The sequence below is a fragment of the Hydrogenophaga intermedia genome (assembly GCF_023715105.1).
Classification (GTDB): Bacteria; Pseudomonadota; Gammaproteobacteria; order Burkholderiales; family Burkholderiaceae_C; genus Hydrogenophaga; species Hydrogenophaga intermedia_A.
Map to the genome: position 1 here is coordinate 1 of NZ_JAMBNO010000034.1, position 15,188 is coordinate 15,188.

General features: G+C 63.4%; 16 protein-coding genes and 3 pseudogenes. 17 read left to right on the plus strand and 2 right to left on the minus strand.

The window, feature by feature from the left end:
* Nucleotides 1-122 precede the first annotated feature (122 nt).
* The 4 genes and pseudogenes from M3149_RS20905 to M3149_RS20920 form a co-directional block, all read left to right on the plus strand.
* Nucleotides 123-728 (plus strand): annotated as a pseudogene (locus M3149_RS20905) (conjugal transfer protein TrbE); the annotation flags it as partial.
* Nucleotides 725-1,453 carry a P-type conjugative transfer protein TrbJ gene (trbJ, locus tag M3149_RS20910; RefSeq protein WP_251711336.1) on the plus strand — a complete coding sequence of 243 codons (729 nt, stop codon included), beginning with the start codon at nt 725-727 and terminating at the stop codon, nt 1,451-1,453. The pseudogene M3149_RS20905 and the gene trbJ, both read left to right, overlap by 4 nt.
* An 11-nt stretch (nt 1,454-1,464) precedes the next feature.
* Nucleotides 1,465-1,758, plus strand: a complete 294-nt coding sequence (locus tag M3149_RS20915; protein ID WP_026437604.1) for a hypothetical protein — start codon at nt 1,465-1,467, stop codon at nt 1,756-1,758.
* A pseudogene (locus M3149_RS20920) lies at nt 1,755-2,117 on the plus strand (type IV secretion system protein); the annotation flags it as partial. The gene M3149_RS20915 and the pseudogene M3149_RS20920, both read left to right, overlap by 4 nt.
* A 123-nt stretch (nt 2,118-2,240) precedes the next feature.
* Here the strand turns inward: M3149_RS20920 and M3149_RS20925 are convergent.
* Complete coding sequence (locus tag M3149_RS20925; RefSeq protein WP_251711337.1) at nt 2,241-3,203, minus strand: IS5 family transposase; 963 nt, start codon at nt 3,201-3,203, stop codon at nt 2,241-2,243.
* A gap of 65 nt (nt 3,204-3,268) precedes the next feature.
* Here M3149_RS20925 and M3149_RS20930 point away from each other — a divergent pair.
* From M3149_RS20930 to M3149_RS20985, 12 genes and pseudogenes are all read left to right on the plus strand, one after another.
* A pseudogene (locus M3149_RS20930) lies at nt 3,269-4,315 on the plus strand (type IV secretion system protein); the annotation flags it as partial.
* A gap of 12 nt (nt 4,316-4,327) precedes the next feature.
* Nucleotides 4,328-5,032, plus strand: coding sequence for a conjugal transfer protein TrbF (gene trbF, locus M3149_RS20935; protein ID WP_026437602.1), 705 nt, complete (start codon nt 4,328-4,330; stop codon nt 5,030-5,032).
* The gene (trbG, locus tag M3149_RS20940; RefSeq protein ID WP_251711338.1) at nt 5,029-6,030 is read left to right on the plus strand and encodes a P-type conjugative transfer protein TrbG; all 1,002 of its coding nucleotides are present in this window, start codon (nt 5,029-5,031) and stop codon (nt 6,028-6,030) included. The genes trbF and trbG overlap by 4 nt, the downstream gene beginning before the upstream one ends.
* A 2-nt stretch (nt 6,031-6,032) precedes the next feature.
* Nucleotides 6,033-7,316, plus strand: coding sequence for a TrbI/VirB10 family protein (locus tag M3149_RS20945; protein WP_251711339.1), 1,284 nt, complete (start codon nt 6,033-6,035; stop codon nt 7,314-7,316).
* Entirely contained in the window at nt 7,313-7,558 is a 246-nt protein-coding gene (locus tag M3149_RS20950; RefSeq protein ID WP_251711340.1) for a DUF2274 domain-containing protein, read from the plus strand. Before M3149_RS20945 ends, M3149_RS20950 begins: the two co-directional genes overlap by 4 nt.
* Before the next feature lie 348 nt (nt 7,559-7,906).
* Nucleotides 7,907-8,569, plus strand: a complete 663-nt coding sequence (locus M3149_RS20955) for a peroxiredoxin-like family protein (protein WP_013521175.1) — start codon at nt 7,907-7,909, stop codon at nt 8,567-8,569.
* Nucleotides 8,566-9,555 carry a DMT family transporter gene (locus M3149_RS20960; RefSeq protein ID WP_013521174.1) on the plus strand — a complete coding sequence of 330 codons (990 nt, stop codon included), beginning with the start codon at nt 8,566-8,568 and terminating at the stop codon, nt 9,553-9,555. Before M3149_RS20955 ends, M3149_RS20960 begins: the two co-directional genes overlap by 4 nt.
* On the plus strand, nt 9,552-10,268 hold the full coding sequence (locus tag M3149_RS20965) for a glutathione S-transferase family protein (protein ID WP_013521173.1): 717 nt from the start codon (nt 9,552-9,554) through the stop codon (nt 10,266-10,268). Before M3149_RS20960 ends, M3149_RS20965 begins: the two co-directional genes overlap by 4 nt.
* Nucleotide 10,269: 1 nt before the next feature.
* Entirely contained in the window at nt 10,270-11,064 is a 795-nt protein-coding gene (locus M3149_RS20970) for an SDR family NAD(P)-dependent oxidoreductase (protein WP_013521172.1), read from the plus strand.
* 63 nt (nt 11,065-11,127) lie between these two features.
* Nucleotides 11,128-11,742, plus strand: a complete 615-nt coding sequence (locus M3149_RS20975) for a TetR/AcrR family transcriptional regulator (protein WP_013521171.1) — start codon at nt 11,128-11,130, stop codon at nt 11,740-11,742.
* Nucleotides 11,739-12,443 carry a glutathione binding-like protein gene (locus M3149_RS20980; RefSeq protein WP_013521170.1) on the plus strand — a complete coding sequence of 235 codons (705 nt, stop codon included), beginning with the start codon at nt 11,739-11,741 and terminating at the stop codon, nt 12,441-12,443. Before M3149_RS20975 ends, M3149_RS20980 begins: the two co-directional genes overlap by 4 nt.
* Nucleotides 12,444-12,571: 128 nt before the next feature.
* The gene (locus M3149_RS20985; protein ID WP_020820181.1) at nt 12,572-13,741 is read left to right on the plus strand and encodes an AlbA family DNA-binding domain-containing protein; all 1,170 of its coding nucleotides are present in this window, start codon (nt 12,572-12,574) and stop codon (nt 13,739-13,741) included.
* A 206-nt stretch (nt 13,742-13,947) separates the two neighbouring features.
* On the opposite strand, the gene M3149_RS20990 is transcribed toward M3149_RS20985, so the two are convergent.
* Nucleotides 13,948-14,871 carry a bifunctional alpha/beta hydrolase/OsmC family protein gene (locus M3149_RS20990; protein ID WP_238323272.1) on the minus strand — a complete coding sequence of 308 codons (924 nt, stop codon included), beginning with the start codon at nt 14,869-14,871 and terminating at the stop codon, nt 13,948-13,950.
* Here M3149_RS20990 and M3149_RS23220 point away from each other — a divergent pair.
* Nucleotides 14,779-15,150 (plus strand): hypothetical protein, encoded by a 372-nt coding sequence (locus tag M3149_RS23220; protein ID WP_238323273.1) that lies wholly within the window; start codon nt 14,779-14,781, stop codon nt 15,148-15,150. The genes M3149_RS20990 and M3149_RS23220 overlap by 93 nt on opposite strands.
* Nucleotides 15,151-15,188: the final 38 nt, after the last annotated feature.

Sequence of the window (15,188 nt, forward strand, 5' to 3'; positions counted from 1 at the left end):
CTTCCTTGCGCGTCTTCTTGTGGAGGGGGTCCAGCCCCAGCGTGATTTGGTTCATGCCCCTATCTTCTCCTCACTTCACGCCGTTTGCCAGTTCAACGGGAGGGAGGTTTTGCAGACCTTCCCTAGCCGTGCTGGGCTACCTGTTCGCACGCTTCGATGAGCGGTTCGACGGTGCGCCGACCCTGCTGATCCTCGATGAGTCCTGGCTGTTCCTCGACGACCCGGTATTCGCCGCGCGCATCCGCCAATGGCTCAAGACGCTGCGCAAGAAGAACGTCAGCGTCATCTTCGCCACGCAGTCGCTCGCCGACATCAAGGATTCGAGCATCGCTCCCGCGATCATCGAAAGCTGCGCCAGCCGCATCTTTCTGCCGAACCCTCAGGCAACCGAGCCGCAGATTCGCACGATCTACGAAGGCTTTGGCCTCAACAGCCGCCAGATCGAGATCGTCGCCACCGCGCAGCCCAAACGCGACTACTACTACCAATCCCGTGCAGGCAATCGCCTGTTCGACCTCGATTTGGGGCCCGTCACGCTCGCATTCGCGGGCGCCTCGACGCCCCAGGACCAGCGCGCCATCGACGGCGTGCTTACCGATGCCGGTGCACCGGGCTTTGCCGGTGCCTGGCTGCGCCATCGCGGCCTTGATTGGGCGGCCGACCTGCTGCCGTCCGCACCGTCCGCCGCGTCCTTCCTCGCTCGTCAACCTCTGGAGGTTTCGCCATGAAGATTCGCCTTGTCACCCTCGCTGTTGCCGCGTTGATCGGTGTCATGCCCGCTGCGCAAGCGCAGTGGGTTGTCGTCGATCCGACCAACCTTGTGCAGAACACGTTGACTGCGGTTCGCACGCTGGAGCAAATCAATAACCAGATTCAACAACTCCAGAACCAGGCGCAGTCGCTGATAAATCAGGGGCGCAACCTGGCGAGCCTGCCTTTCGACGTGGTCAACCGGCTGCGCTCGACGCTGGCGACCACCCAGCAACTCATCACGCAGGCGCAAGGGCTGGCGTTCCAAGTGCAGAGCATGGATCAGCAGTTCGCGCAGTTGTACCCGCAGCAGTACGCCGCGACCGTGAGCGGCAATCAGATGTACCAGGACGCGCACCAGCGTTGGCAGAACACGCTCAATGGCTTGCAGACCGCGATGCAGATGCAGGCGCAGGTGTCGCAGAACGTGACCGAAGACGAGGGTGTTTTGACGGATCTCGTAGGCCAAAGCCAGTCGGCTACCGGCGCCTTGCAAGCCATGCAGGCGACCAACCAACTCTTGGCCTTGCAAGCGAAGCAGTCCGTCCAGTCACAACAGCTCCAGCTCACGCAGGGACGTGCCACGGCACTGGAACTGGCGCGGCAGGCCGCTGCCGTCGAACGTGGGCGCGAGGTGACGCGGCGCTTCCTCGGCACCGGCACGGCGTACACGCCGCAGTCGGTCAATTTCTACGGCAACTGACGGGCATAGCCATGAAACGCGCGCCCATCCTGTTCGCCTTCGCGTGCCTGCTGGCCGGCTGCAACCGGCCGCAGGCATTGTCGGTCGATGCGCTGGCCGCTGATCCGGCGCAGCTGCACGCGTTGCGTGCGCAGTGCCACCGTGGCGAACACGACGACGGGTTCTGCGCGCGAGTGGACCAGGCAGACCTACGCCGCTTCCTCTCCGGGCGGGCCGGGCCAGGTGAATACCAAACGCTGGCTGACCTGCCGCCGATCCCGGCCAGCTTCGACGGCCCCAGCACGCCGACGGAGGAACGGCCATGAACGACGTTTCCATCATTGACCATTTTCTCAACGTCTTTTCTACCTACATCGACTCCGGCTTCGGTCTGCTGCGCGGCGAAGTCGCGTTCCTGACCGCGACGCTGGTGGCGATCGACATGACGCTCGCCGGGTTGTATTGGGCGCTCGGCCATGCGACCGGCCAGGGCGACGACGTGATGGCGAAGCTCATTCGCAAGGTGCTCTACGTCGGCGCCTTCGCCTACATCATCGGCAATTTCAACATGCTGGCCAGCATCGTGTTTCGCTCTTTCGCCGGCTTGGGCCTGACAGCGTCCGGCTCGACCGTGAGCATGGCGACGTTCCTGCAACCGGGACACCTCGCTAAGGCTGCGCTGAACAAGTAGCCGAATTGAGTGGCCCGCTGCGCAAGGGGTCGCTGGCGCGGGTAAGTGGCGTGATTTGACCCCGTTCCTGGGCCATACAGCCCTCGCGCGCACGCTTCTGGCGTGCAACAGGCGCACTCATGCCGCGAAACGCTTTCGCGCCAGGTAGATGTTGGCCAGACCCAGCACCACGAACGAGCGTGTGGCGTTCTTGGCAAGGCCTCGGTAGCGCACCTTGGCAAAGCCCCAGAGCCGCTTGACCACGGCAAAGACGTGTTCGACCCGGGCGCGGATCTTGGACTTGTTGTGATTCTTCGAGCGCGCGGCCTCGTCGATCTCGCCACCCCTGCGCACGCGCTGGTTCGTGAAGTCCTTGGCCCGTGGCGCCTTCGATTCGATCAACGCCCTCTGACTGGCGTAGGCGCTGTCGCCGTACACACGCTGTTCGTTGCCGTGCAGCAGCTCGGGCAGCGGGTGTTTGTCATGCACATTGGCCGCCGTCACCACAGCGCTGTGCGCCAGTCCGGTGCGGCTGTCCACGCCGATGTGCATCTTCATGCCAAAGTACCACTGCTGACCTTTGCGGGTTTGGTGCATCTCGGGGTCGCGCTGCTTGTCCGCGTTCTTGGTCGAGCTGGGTGCGCCGATGATGGTGGCGTCTACGATGGTGCCGGTGCCTACCTTCATGCCCCGCGCCTGCAGTACCTCCCCCACCTTGGCAAACAAGGCCTCGCCCAGCTGGTGCTTCTCCAGCAAGCGACGAAACTTCAGCAGCGTGGTCCCGTCAGGCACACGTTCACGCCCCAGATCGATGCCCACAAAGCGGCGCAACGCCGTGCTGTCGAGCAGAGCCTCCTCGCAGGCCTCATCAGCCAGGTTGAACCAGTGATGCACGAAGTACATCCGCAGCATGCGTTCCAGCCCGATCGGTGGGCGCCCGTTGCCGGCCTTAGGGTAGTGAGGCTCGATGACCGAGCACAGCTCCTGCCACGGCACGATCTGCTCCATCGTCGCCAGGAATGTGTCCCGCTTGGTGAGCTTGCGGTACTGCTCGTAGCCATCGCCTTGATCGGCGGCCATCGCCAGGGTCTGTTGCTTCATCTTCACCTTCGTGTCTCTGATGACACGATACATGCAAACCTCGCGCCACCTCTCGACTTATTCAGCGTAGCCCTAAGTCCGGCATTGACGCGGCGGCGCCGATCCTTCAACAGATAAGTGAGATGGCAGGCTTTCCGGAAGTGTTTGTCAACATCGCGCCCATCGTCGTGATGTTCCTCGCCTGGTTCATCGTCATCCTCAGCTTCTTTGTGCTGGCGGTGCAGCTCTTCGTCACGCTGATCGAGTTCAAGCTGACCACGCTCGCCGGCTTCGTGCTGGTGCCGTTCGCGCTTTGGAACAAGACCGCGTTCCTCGCTGAAAAGGTGCTCGGTAACGTCGTGTCGTCGGGCATCAAGGTATTGGTGCTGGCTGTCATCGTCGGCATCGGTACGGGGTTGTTCGCAGAGTTCCCGACCACGCCGGGCGAGCCTTCCATAGACCATGCGCTGGTGGTGATGCTGGCGTCGTTGGCAATGCTTGCGCTGGGCATCTTCGGGCCAGGCATCGCCACCGGGTTGATTTCAGGCGGCCCACAACTCGGTGCTGGCGCGATGGCTGGCGCCGCCCTGGGTGCGGCGGGGACCGCAGTCGCAGTCGGCGCTGCCGCTACCGGCGTCGGTAGCGCTGTGGTGGCTGGAGCGCGCATGGCACCAGCTGCCGCCAGCGCCATCGGCAGCGGCGCCCGCGCCGCTGCCTCGACCGCCAGCAGCGCACGGTCGGCGTTTCAGGTCGGTTCCGCCTCTGCCGGCGGTGGTGCGAAAGGTGCAATGGCGGGCCTAGGTAACGTCGCCAAGACCGGCGCGCAGGCGGTCGGCCAGAGGGCCGCCGCTAGCGCGCGCTCAATCGGGCAGCGCGCCGCTGCCGCCTTCCGCTCGGATGGTGCGGAACAGGCGTCCGGTGGTGGCGCAACGGCCGGTGCTGCCGCATCAGGCCCGACCGCCGCAGGCGAAGCCGCCGCGAATAGCGCCAACCAACAACAACCCGCCTGGGCCAAGCGGCTGCATCGCCGCCAGCAGATATCCCATGCCGCCACCACTGCCGCACACACGCTGCGCGGCGGGGACGGCGGCGGCTCGGGCAGCGGACCAAGCCTTACCGATTCCGATTCTTGAGGAGAACCAGCTATGCGATTCAAACGACCGCAGGTGCGCTACGCCGATACGCCGCAGCCTGCCACCCCGTATCAAGCCGCCGCGCAGGTATGGGACGAGCGCATCGGCTCGGCCCGGGTGCAGGCGAAGAATTGGCGGCTGATGGCCTTTGGCTGCCTCGCGCTGGCGCTCTTGATGGCGGGCGGCCTGGTTTGGCGCTCGGCGCAGTCCATCGTCACGCCCTACGTGGTGGAGGTGGACAAGACCGGCCAGGTGCGCGCGATCGGCGAGGCCGCCACGCCGTACCGGCCAGCAGATGCACAGGTCGCCTACCACTTGGCGCACTTCATCACGCTGGTTCGGTCGCTGTCGATTGACCCCATCGTGGTACGGCAGAACTGGCTGGATGCCTACGACTACACCACCGATCGCGGCGCAGCGGTACTCAACGACTACGCGCACACGAATGATCCGTTCGCGCGCGTCGGCAAGGAGTCGGTAACCGTGCAGATCACCAGCGTCGTTCGCGCCAGCGATTCGTCGTTCAACGTGCGCTGGACGGAGCAGCGTTTCGTCAACGGCGCGCCGGCGGGCACCCAACGCTGGAACGCCGTGATTTCCATCGTCCTGCAAACCCCGCGCACCGAGCAACGCCTGCGCAAGAACCCGCTGGGCATCTACGTCAACGGCTTGTCGTGGAGCCGCGAACTGGATGCGTCCGAAGGAGCCAAGCCATGAACCTGTCTTTCCGCTTTTACGCTTTTGTGCTGACTTTGGCGGCCACCGCGTCGTCACTGATGGGCTGCGCCTCGCAGGGCAAGCCCCCGCCGCGCATCTCGCTCGATGAGCCGGTGCTGGCGCAACCGTTGCCCGAACCACCGAAGCCGGTGGAAGTGGTGGAGGTGCCGAAGGTGCTGCCGATGCCGGCGCAGATGAAGCCGCTGCCTGACGTGGACGAAGCCAAGCCCGCGCCGGAGTCGGCCGACGAAACCGTGCGAGTCTCGCGTGCCAACGCCGAGGCGCGCATGGCGCCGACGCGCGAGGGCTACGTCAACGCGATTCAGGTGTGGCCTTTCACCGACGGCGCGCTGTATCAGGTCTACGCTGCGCCGGGGCGCGTCACCGTCGTGTCCCTACAGCCGGGCGAGGAACTGGTGACGGTCGCCGCCGGCGACACGGTGCGTTGGATCGTTGGCGATACGTCCAGCGGCGCCGGCGCCGAGCTGCGCGTCAACGTGCTGGTGAAGCCCACCCGGTCGGGTCTCAAGACCAATCTGGTCGTCACCACGAACCGCAGGACATACCTGCTGGAACTGACCTCGACGGAAAAAGCGTGGATGGCATCGGTGTCTTGGGACTATCCGAAAGATCGGATGTTGGCCTTGCAGCGCCAGTCGCAGGCCGCGCAGGCGACGGCGCCGGTCGATACCGGCCTGTCGCTGGAGAAGATCCGCTTCCGCTACGCGGTCAGCGGCAGCAATCCACCGTGGAAGCCATTGCGCGCTTTCGACGACGGCAAGAAGGTCTATATCCAGTTCCCGGGAGGCATCGCGCAGGGCGAGTTGCCTCCCTTGTTCGTGATCGGCGCTCAGGGCGACGGGCAACTGGTGAACTACCGCTTCCGCTCACCGTACTACATCGTGGATCGGCTGTTCGGCGCGGCCGAACTTCGCTTGGGCGGGGACAAGGGCGACGTGGTGCGCATCGAGCGCACGGATGGCACGCGGGGGAAATGACCATGAGCCAGGACGAAACCCCAGATGTGCCGATTCCCGACACTGCGCCGAAGGTCGCGCCCGAGAACGTGGCGCTGCGGGCTCAGCCGCGCCCGGTGACACGCTTGAATCGGCGAACGCTGGCGCTGCTGACCGGCGGCCTCGGCGTGGCCGTGCTGGGCGCAACGATGTGGTCATTGCAGCCGACGCATCGGCGCAGCGGCAACGAGCCGGCCGAGCTTTACAACGTCGATCGCGTCTCGCGCTCCGAAGGACTGGACCAGCTTCCCACTGATTACTCCAAGCTACCGCCTAAGGTGCCAGAGTTGGGGCCGCCGTTGCCCGGCGACCTGGGGCCGGCCATCGTGAAGTCTCAACAGCAGGCGGTGGCCCGCTACTCGCCGCCCGGCCAAGACCCCGGCGCCGCCGAGCGTGACGCGCGGCGCAAGGAGGCTGAAGCGGCAGCGGGATCGTCAGTGTTCTTCCGCTCCAGCAACCAGCGCGCCGCTACGGCGCCGACGCAGGTGGCCGCCGCCAGCCCGACATCTGGCTTAACCGGCTTCGATCCGCAGGCCGCAGGACCGGCCTCGACGGCGGCCCAGCCCGCCGACCCGACTGCCGTGCAGAACCGCCAAGACCAGAAAGAGGCGTTCCAGAAAGTCGGAACTACGGAAACCCGTAATTCCGGCATTCTGCAAATGCCGACTTCGCCGTACCAGGTGATGGCCGGCACGGTGATCGCCGCGGCGCTCGTAACGGGCATCAAGTCCGACCTGCCGGGCGACGTGATCGGCACGGTGACGGAGCCGGTGTACGACACCGCGACCGGCCGCTATCTGCTGATCCCGCAGGGATCGCGCATCTTCGGCAAATACAACAGCCAGGTCGCTTATGGGCAGAGCCGCGTGCAGGTGGTGTGGAACCGGGTCATCCTGCCGGACACGTCATCGCTCACGCTCGACAACTTGGCCGGCACTGACCCGGCCGGCTACGCCGGCCTGGAGGATGGCGTCGATTGGCATTGGGATCGCATCTTCGCTGGCGCGGCACTGACGACGCTGCTGGGCGTCGGTGCCGAGCTGGCCGCACCGGAGAATCGTCAGGGCGGCGATCGCGTCATCATCGCCGGACGCGACAGCCTGCAAGACAGTGTGAACCAGGCGGGACAGGAGATGACCCGGCGCAACCTCAACATCCAGCCGACACTGACAGAGCGGCCCGGCCTGCCGGTGCGCATCATCGTCAACCGCGACCTGGTGCTGCGGCCATACCAGCCGCTGTTCTTCAACCGGGGGACTTCACGATGAGCACAACGCGCAAACTGCGACTGGGGCCATTGCCCAAGACCGAGAGCGTCAAGCTGACCTTCGCGTGCCCGATCAGCCTCAAGGCCGATCTCGACCGCTACGCCGCGCTGCATGCGCAGGCCCACGGTGAAGCAGTCGATGCGACGACGCTGATCCCATACATGCTGGAGGCGTTCATGGCCGGAGATCGGGGATTCAGGAAAAGCGGCGAGGCTAAGGCCCCGCCTCCGAAACCAAGCTGACCACGCTTTACTATCATCAGCCACCGCATGACCAGCGCGCAGCCCAAGGGCTGCGCGTTCGCTTTCAGCGGCGAGGTGGGGATGAGAATCCCTCGACGGTTGCTTGATCGCCCGCCATGACGCGATGAGGCTTTCTGCCGCGATGCTTCTGTGTGGCTCCTGGCCCATAAAGTCGGAAGCTCTCCAAGCAACCTCGATTCGATCTAGCCCGTTGACCTGTATAGGCTTCTGATGCGACCTGCATTCAGGCAAAACGCTTGACACAAGCCATTTTTTATCGACTGATATAAAATAACGGGAGTCCGCTGCGATCCCCGCCGCGACTGCCTTGCTCGAAGGGAGATCCAAGTGGCCGTTATTGATCTTGATCGACAACTGCAAGAATTGCGAAAGGAGTTCGCCCGCACCGCTCCAGCCGGCCGGGTCGCGCTCTATGAGTCCAGGATCGAGGAACTGCGATCGACCTTTGCGAGGCACGCTGCGCTGAAGGAGGGAGACAGGGCCCCCGACTTTTCGTTGCCGGACGCCCAAGGCGGCACGGTGTCGCTGTCCGCTGCTCTCAAGCAAGGTCCTGTGGTGGTGACCTTCTATCGAGGTGGCTGGTGTCCGTACTGCAACCTCCAACTGCGGTCCTACCAGGCCTTGCTGCCCGAGTTGGCATCCTTTGGCGCAAGCATGCTGGCCATCTCACCTCAGCTTCCGGACGCATCACTGTCAACCGCGGAGCGCGAGGCGTTGACGTTTAACGTCCTGAGCGATCTGGGCAATGACGTGGCTCGCCAATTCGGGCTGGTCTATCCATTGCCGCAGGAACTGCGCGATGCCTTGAGTTCCAGCAACAAGGCGCTGCCGAGCATAAATGGGGACGCCAGTTGGGAGCTGCCCGTTCCCGCCACCTATGTGATCACGCCGAACCAGAGGATCTCGCTGGCTTTCATCGAGGTCGATTACCGGCAGCGATTGGCCCCGCAGCGACTTCTTGCGGCGCTGCAAGAGCAGGCGGTTACGTGACGCAGGCCGTCGACTTGGTGCAAGAAGCGGTAGTCGGACCGGCTGCCGCGTCGTGGCCTCAGAGATCATCCCGGAACGTCTTGCGCGGATTCTGCTGGGCCGGGCTCAGCGTCACGATCTTTGCGGGCTGGTTCGTCGTGACGCGCTTCAGTGTCACGCGCGAACTTCGCCTGTGGGATGTGACCGCGCTGCGGTTCGGCATCGGTGCCGTCATTCTTCTTCCAGTGCTGTTGCGGGGAAAGAGACGCCTATCAGCCAAGGAATGGCGTGAGGGGCTGGTCTATGCCTGCCTTTGGGGGTTGCCCTTCGTCCTGGCGGTCGCGCTCGGCCTGCAGCTCACGTCGGCCGGCCGCGCGGCAGCGATAGCGCCGACCCTGATGCCGGTATTCGCCGGCGCCTTCGCGTGGATTTTCCTGAAAGAGAAACAGGGCCGCGCGCGCTGGTGTGGCTACCTCGCCATCATCATCGGACTGGTGTTCATGGTTGCAGGCGGTGTTTCCGCTCACGGTGGCATGAACCCGATGGGCCTCATCGCCCTGATGACTGCCGCTGCCATGTGGGCCGTCTACACGCTGCTTTTTCGGCGCAGCGCCCTGACACCTGTGCAGGCCGCAGCCCTGATCTGCTTCTGGTCGGCCATCCTCTTCCTGCCGATCTATATTTTTGGCGGGCTCAGTCGCCTCGCCATGGCCTCACCCAGCGAGATCGGCTTGCAGGCCGTCTATCAGGGCGTCCTGATGAGCGGCGTTGCGATCGTTTCCTTCAATCGCTCTGTCGCGCTTCTGGGCCCATCTGCGGCCACAGCCATCATCGCCCTGATTCCGGTCGTTGCTTCGCTGGCCGCCATTCCCGTACTTGGAGAGCTGCCGTCTGGTGGAGAGTGCGTTGCACTTGCCGTCGTTGTTGGCGGCGTGCTCTTGGCAGCACGTCCTGCCCGTAAAGCAGCGAAGCCATCGATTTCCGCAACCACGAGGCATACACCATGATCCGGTTCTACTTTCATCCGACCCCCAACCCCGCAAAGATCGCGCTCTTTCTGGAGGAGACCGGTCTGGCCTACGAAGCCTTGCCGGTCGACACAAGCAAGGGCGAGCAGCATGCGCCCGCCTTTCGTGCGATCAATCCGAACGGCAAGGTACCGGCCATCGTCGATACCGAGGGGCCGGGCGGCAACGAAGTCAGGGTCTTCGACTCGACCGCCATCCTGATCTATCTGGCGGAAAAGACCGGCCAGCTTCTGGGCACGTCCGAGGATCGGCCGGAGTTGCTGTCCTGGCTGCTCTTCATCGCCTCGGGATTGGGGCCGTTCTCCGGGCAGGCGGTGCACTTCCAGTTCGCCGCGCCCGAGGGCTTGGACTACGCGGCCAATCGTTACCGCCGCGAGGCGGAGCGGCACTATCAGGTTCTCAACGATCACCTGTCCGGACGCGAGTTCATCGTCGGCAGCGGTTTCACGATCGCCGACATCTCCGCCTGGGGCTGGCTCGATCGCGCTTCCCGCGTGCGCAAGGGCGCCGAGGATCCTCTGGGGCCCTTTCCCGAACTGAAGCGGTGGTTCGCAGGCGTGGATGCGCGTCCGGCGGTCGCTCGCGCCCGGGCGCTCGCCAAGAGCCATGCGTTCAAGGCGATCAACGACGAGGAGACCAAGCGTGCGCTCTTCCCGTCGAACTATCCCCCTGCATCGGCGCAAGGAGTTTGAAATGGAACTGAAGAACAAGCGGGTCCTCGTCACGGGCGGATCGAGCGGGATCGGCCTCGCGCTGGCCCATGCGCTGATCGCGCGAGGCGCCAGGGTGGTCATCACCGGAAGGCGCAGAAGCGTCCTGGACGATGCACTGCGCAGCCTTGACTCGGCGACGGGCGTCTGCGCTGACGTGGGAAGTCCCGAGGGACGCGCGGCCACGCTGGACCAGGCGATACAGACGCTGGGCGGACTCGACATCCTCGTCAACAACGCCGGCGGCGTGCGGGCTGGCCGGCTGGAGAACACCACGGAAGCCGATATCGAGCAGATGGTGATCGTCGACTTGCTCGCGCCAGTCTTGTTGACCCGCGCGGCGCTCCCCGCTCTGCGGGCCAGCGGAGATGCCATGGTGGTGAATGTCGCCTCCGGCATTGCCCTGGTCGGCGCACCCTTCTATGCAACGTATGCCGCGGTGAAAGCAGGTCTGGCTCGCTTTGGCGAGGCGCTCAGGCGCGAGCTCAAGGGCGAAGGCATTCATGTGTTGACGGCCTATCCTGGAGGCACGGACACGCCGATGATGAAGTCGAATCGCGCTGGTCCCGAACTGGGGTTTTCGCGCGAGCCTGCTTCTGCGGTGGCCGATGCCATCGTCGCCGGGATCGAGGCGAACGCTTTCGAGGTCATCCGGGGCGGGGAGGCGAGAGCCCAGATGATTGCGCTCAACCGTAACGATCCGGTAGCGGTCGATGCGAGATTCCTGACGCTCAAGAGCGCGCTGGAAGAGGCGGTCAAGGACCACAGCGCATTGTGACGACGCGGCATCAAGCACCGCATCCACTCACGAAGCCAACCACGAACCGATCCAGGAACGATCATGGCGCGCCCCAGAGAGTTTGACGAAGCAGTGGCCCTCGATGCCGCGATTCAATGCTTCTGGTCGAGGGGCTACGAAGCCACCTCGGTGCGGGACCTGGCCGACGCGATGGGTATCGCCGGCCCCAGTCTGTACAACACGTTTGGCGACAAACGCACGCTGTACCGGCAGGCGCTCGAACACTATGTCGAGCGAGGCTTTTGCGATCGGGTCCGGCGCTTCGAGTCCCAGTTGGCACCTCGTGCGGCCATCGGTGCGTTCTTCGATGAGATCATCGAATTGTCGCTGGCCGACGACCAGCGCAAGGGATGCCTGATCGTGAACTCGGCACTGGAGCTGGCACCTCACGACGCGGAGTTTCAGGCTGCACTGGCCGCTGTCTTGCGCGACATGGAGGCCTTCTTCTACCGTTGCGTCAAGGCCGGCCAAGATGCCGGCGCGATCAACATCACGTTGCCGGCCGATGATCTCGCCCGGATGCTGCTCGGCTTGCTAATGGGGCTGCGCGTCCTCGCGCGATCGCGGCCAGAACCGGAATTGCTGCGTGGGCTTGTCCGGCCCGCATTGGCGCTGCTCGATGGCGCCGGCACATCTCAACGACGGAGTCGCAAATGATCGACCTCTACTATTGGCCCACGCCCAATGGCCACAAGGTCACGATGTTTCTGGAGGAGGCTGGCCTCGAATACCGCATTCATCCTGTCGACATCAGTGCGGGCGACCAGTTCAAGCCTGAGTTCCTCGCGTTCTCGCCGAACAACCGGATGCCTGCGATCATCGACATGCAGCCGGTCGACGGCGGGGAGCCCGTGACCGTCTTTGAATCGGGCGCCATCCTGGTCTATCTTGCGGAGAAAACGGGTCGCTTCATGCCGACCGACCTGCGTGAGCGCAAGGCGGTGCTGGAATGGCTCTTCTGGCAGGTCGGTGGACTCGGCCCCATGGCCGGTCAGAACCATCACTTTGGCATCTATGCGCCCGAGAAGATCCCCTATGCCATCACGCGCTACGTCAACGAGACCAATCGCCTGTACGGTGTGCTCGACCGACGCCTGGCCGTGCAGGAATATCTCGCAGGTGAAACCTATTCGATCGCGGACATGGCGACCTACCCCTGGGTGGTGCCGTGGAAGCGCCAGCAGCAGGAACTCGACGAGTTCCCCAGTCTGCGGCGGTGGTTTGATGCGATTCGCAATCGTCCCGCGACGATCAGGGCCTATGCGCGCGGCGAGCCTTTCGCATCGCGTCCTGCGGTGACGGAGGAGGGCAAGAAGCTTCTGTTCGGTCAAACTGCCGCAGGCCCGCAGGCGCGCTGATACGTTTATGGTGCACACACCAGCGATTACTCAAAGTCAAAGCAATCACGCGACGTGGGCGTGCGCCAGCTGCTGCAGGGAGCTCGGGAATTCGTGGAGATCTTTCGAGGCGCGGGCATGATATCGCTATGACCATCGAACCGTGGGCGGACGCCCAGCTATCTGAAGATATTCCTCGGCTTGCTCAGGGCGGTGAGAGCGAGACTGTGGAATTCAAGCGAGAGCTGCCAAAGCAGGTGCGGGATCTTGCCAAGGAAATCGCGGCTTTCGCTTCCAGCAGCGGGGGCCGACTCCTTCTTGGAGTGGCAGACGACGGCTCGATTCCAGGAGTCGAAAATGCACATGACCCAGCGGTTCGAGATGATCTCGGCAGAAGGATCGTGGGCGTTTGCCAGATCATCGATCCCCCCGTCCGCCCGCAGATCGGCTGGACATCGGCAAATGGGCTCGGCGTTCTCGTCATCACTGTCGAGAAGGGTTCAGAGCCTCTGTACTACGTGGATTCGCGCGCGTACATCCGGCACGGCACGGTCTCCCGACCGGCGACGGCCTCAGAGGTTCGCGCTGCCTTGACAGCTTCCATGCCCGGGGAGGCCGCAGAAGGACCCAAGAATCATCCGGAGCTGTCTGCGCTGGCCGACGTGCTCGCCAACGTGCGACGCTGGAGCGATACGGACTCCGAGATGCGAAGCCTGAAACCCTGGATTGAAGATTGGTCGGCAGATGCGGAGGTCTATGCGTCAAAGCTGCGCGACCTGTCCGTCTCCGACTGGGCCATTGAGAGCCACGTCAATGAACGGTTGGAAGCCACAGCTGAGAAGCTCGATGAAGTCGCACAGTTCCGGCACTACCTCGGCGAAGGGGAAAACTTCAACGACGTGTGCAACTCCGCAGGCTTCGCTGCTGCGGAGTTGATGCGCGATCTGGTCGATCCTATCGAGGTCAGCGATGAGACACAGCGAAAAGTCCTGGAGGCGATTGCCAAACTTGCCCGCAAGTTGACCCAAATGTGGGACCGTGCCAACAAAGAGATCTTCGATGGGCGTGTCGAGAAAGCCCAGCAGGAAACCTATGGCATCGGCCAGCAAATCGCCACTTGGACCTATTTCAGGCTGTCTGTTGTGCCGGAAAGCACGCTGGCCGATCTGCGCCGAATCGGTCTTAGCCTGCTCCAACTGGTGTCCATGAGGGTCTACATGGATGGCGGCGCTTCACTACAGCGCATCGTCGATGATGCTCAGACTCTTGTGAAAGAGCTGAATGCGAACGTCGAGAGTTTCCTGCAGTTCGATCGCTGAGTACTGTGTGCGCCGCCGTTTGCCCTTGGGCGGCTGCGGGCCACGGCTGCCAGAGGCGTGCTCGCTCCAGCGGTACGGTGACCGTGCGCGCACTCAGCGTCTATGCGCTGGCGCGCGCCTCAGGTCGCCGGGAAGCACAATCCCCAGGCTCCCATGCAACTCCTGACATGGATGCGGTCCGTAGCTACCCGGAACCCGAATACCCTCTAAACCCGCGTCAGATATGGGTTTGCGTCCGTCCGATGCAAATCGAAAGTCCTTGACAGCGGACATTTTTTATGGCGAGCATAAAGACGCAACGTCATCGCCGTGCAAGCTCCTAGCCCACCAAGCAGAAGGTCGTATGGCCCCATGCCTAGGTCGTCACCGCCCACCTCCACTGGTTCGTCACTCACCAACGTGTGGCGCCCTGCTTCAACATTGACGGCAAAGTTGCCAGGCAGGTCACTGATTCGTACAGCGCCAGCGGGTAGCGGCCCCGCTGCGGGTGTTGACGCCACTGGGGGAGGGGCGGGAGCCGGCAAATACCGCTTCGCCCAGGCAGCGATGAGCCCGGCGGCGTATGTGGCATCGCTCTGACTATTGAGCAGATGGTCGGCATCGTCGAGCGAAACGAAGGACTTTGGGTGCAGCGCCTGTTCGAAGATTCGGCGTGCGTTGTCTACGCCTACTATCGTGTCGCCAGGCGCGTGCAGCACAAGCAGCGGCCGACGCAAAGCGTGGATTCGCTCGGCCTGCGGCTGGGAGGCGACGTCATCAAGAAATTCGCGCCGCAATGTGAACTCGCGGCCCGCAAGCATGACACGGGCCTCGCCGTTGGACTCGATGAGAGCCAGCCCCTCCCCAAATTGACGCTTAACTTGTGCCGGATCGAATGGTGCGCCCAGCGTCACCACCGCACGCGCATCGGCGATGCGGTGTGCAGCGGCCAGAACGGCGGCGCCACCAAGCGAATGTCCGATGAGCAACGCTGGCGCGCCATGTTCACTTCTCAGCCAGTCTGCCGCCGAAACTAGATCGCCGACGTTTGAGCTGAAATGAGTGTTTTCGAAGTCACCTCCGCTACCACCCAAGCCGGTGAAATCGAAGCGAAGCACGCCGAAACCGGCTTCGACCAACGCACGCGCAATGTAGGCAGCCGCTTTCGAGTCTTTGGAACACGTAAAGCAGTGGGCGAAGACCGCCCACGCTCTTGGCAAAGTGTTTGGTTTATCTACCCGCGCGGCCAGCAGATGGCCGAGGCTCCCAGGGAATTCAACTTTATGGCTGATCATGCTTCACTGAAGTTAAGACGCACGTTTAACCGCTATCAGGCTGGCCGCGACTTCAAGATTCCAACACGAAATCTATCCACGCGCCAGTCTTCACAATCCTGGAAATTGGGCAACAAGTCCGCTTCACAAAACTGAAACGGGCCACACATCGTGGACGTTACTAGAATGAACAG

Excerpts from the sequence above, each read along its gene's own strand:
- trbJ (WP_251711336.1), top strand. The coding sequence starts at position 725 with ATGAAGATTCGCCTTGTCACCCTCGCTGTTGCCGCGTTGATCGGTGTC.
- M3149_RS20915 (WP_026437604.1), top strand. The coding sequence starts at position 1,465 with ATGAAACGCGCGCCCATCCTGTTCGCCTTCGCGTGCCTGCTGGCCGGC.
- M3149_RS20925 (WP_251711337.1), bottom strand. The coding sequence starts at position 3,203 with ATGAAGCAACAGACCCTGGCGATGGCCGCCGATCAAGGCGATGGCTAC.
- trbF (WP_026437602.1), top strand. The coding sequence starts at position 4,328 with ATGCGATTCAAACGACCGCAGGTGCGCTACGCCGATACGCCGCAGCCT.
- trbG (WP_251711338.1), top strand. The coding sequence starts at position 5,029 with ATGAACCTGTCTTTCCGCTTTTACGCTTTTGTGCTGACTTTGGCGGCC.
- M3149_RS20945 (WP_251711339.1), top strand. The coding sequence starts at position 6,033 with ATGAGCCAGGACGAAACCCCAGATGTGCCGATTCCCGACACTGCGCCG.
- M3149_RS20950 (WP_251711340.1), top strand. The coding sequence starts at position 7,313 with ATGAGCACAACGCGCAAACTGCGACTGGGGCCATTGCCCAAGACCGAG.
- M3149_RS20965 (WP_013521173.1), top strand. The coding sequence starts at position 9,552 with ATGATCCGGTTCTACTTTCATCCGACCCCCAACCCCGCAAAGATCGCG.
- M3149_RS20970 (WP_013521172.1), top strand. The coding sequence starts at position 10,270 with ATGGAACTGAAGAACAAGCGGGTCCTCGTCACGGGCGGATCGAGCGGG.
- M3149_RS20975 (WP_013521171.1), top strand. The coding sequence starts at position 11,128 with ATGGCGCGCCCCAGAGAGTTTGACGAAGCAGTGGCCCTCGATGCCGCG.
- M3149_RS20980 (WP_013521170.1), top strand. The coding sequence starts at position 11,739 with ATGATCGACCTCTACTATTGGCCCACGCCCAATGGCCACAAGGTCACG.
- M3149_RS20985 (WP_020820181.1), top strand. The coding sequence starts at position 12,572 with ATGACCATCGAACCGTGGGCGGACGCCCAGCTATCTGAAGATATTCCT.
- M3149_RS23220 (WP_238323273.1), top strand. The coding sequence starts at position 14,779 with ATGAGTGTTTTCGAAGTCACCTCCGCTACCACCCAAGCCGGTGAAATC.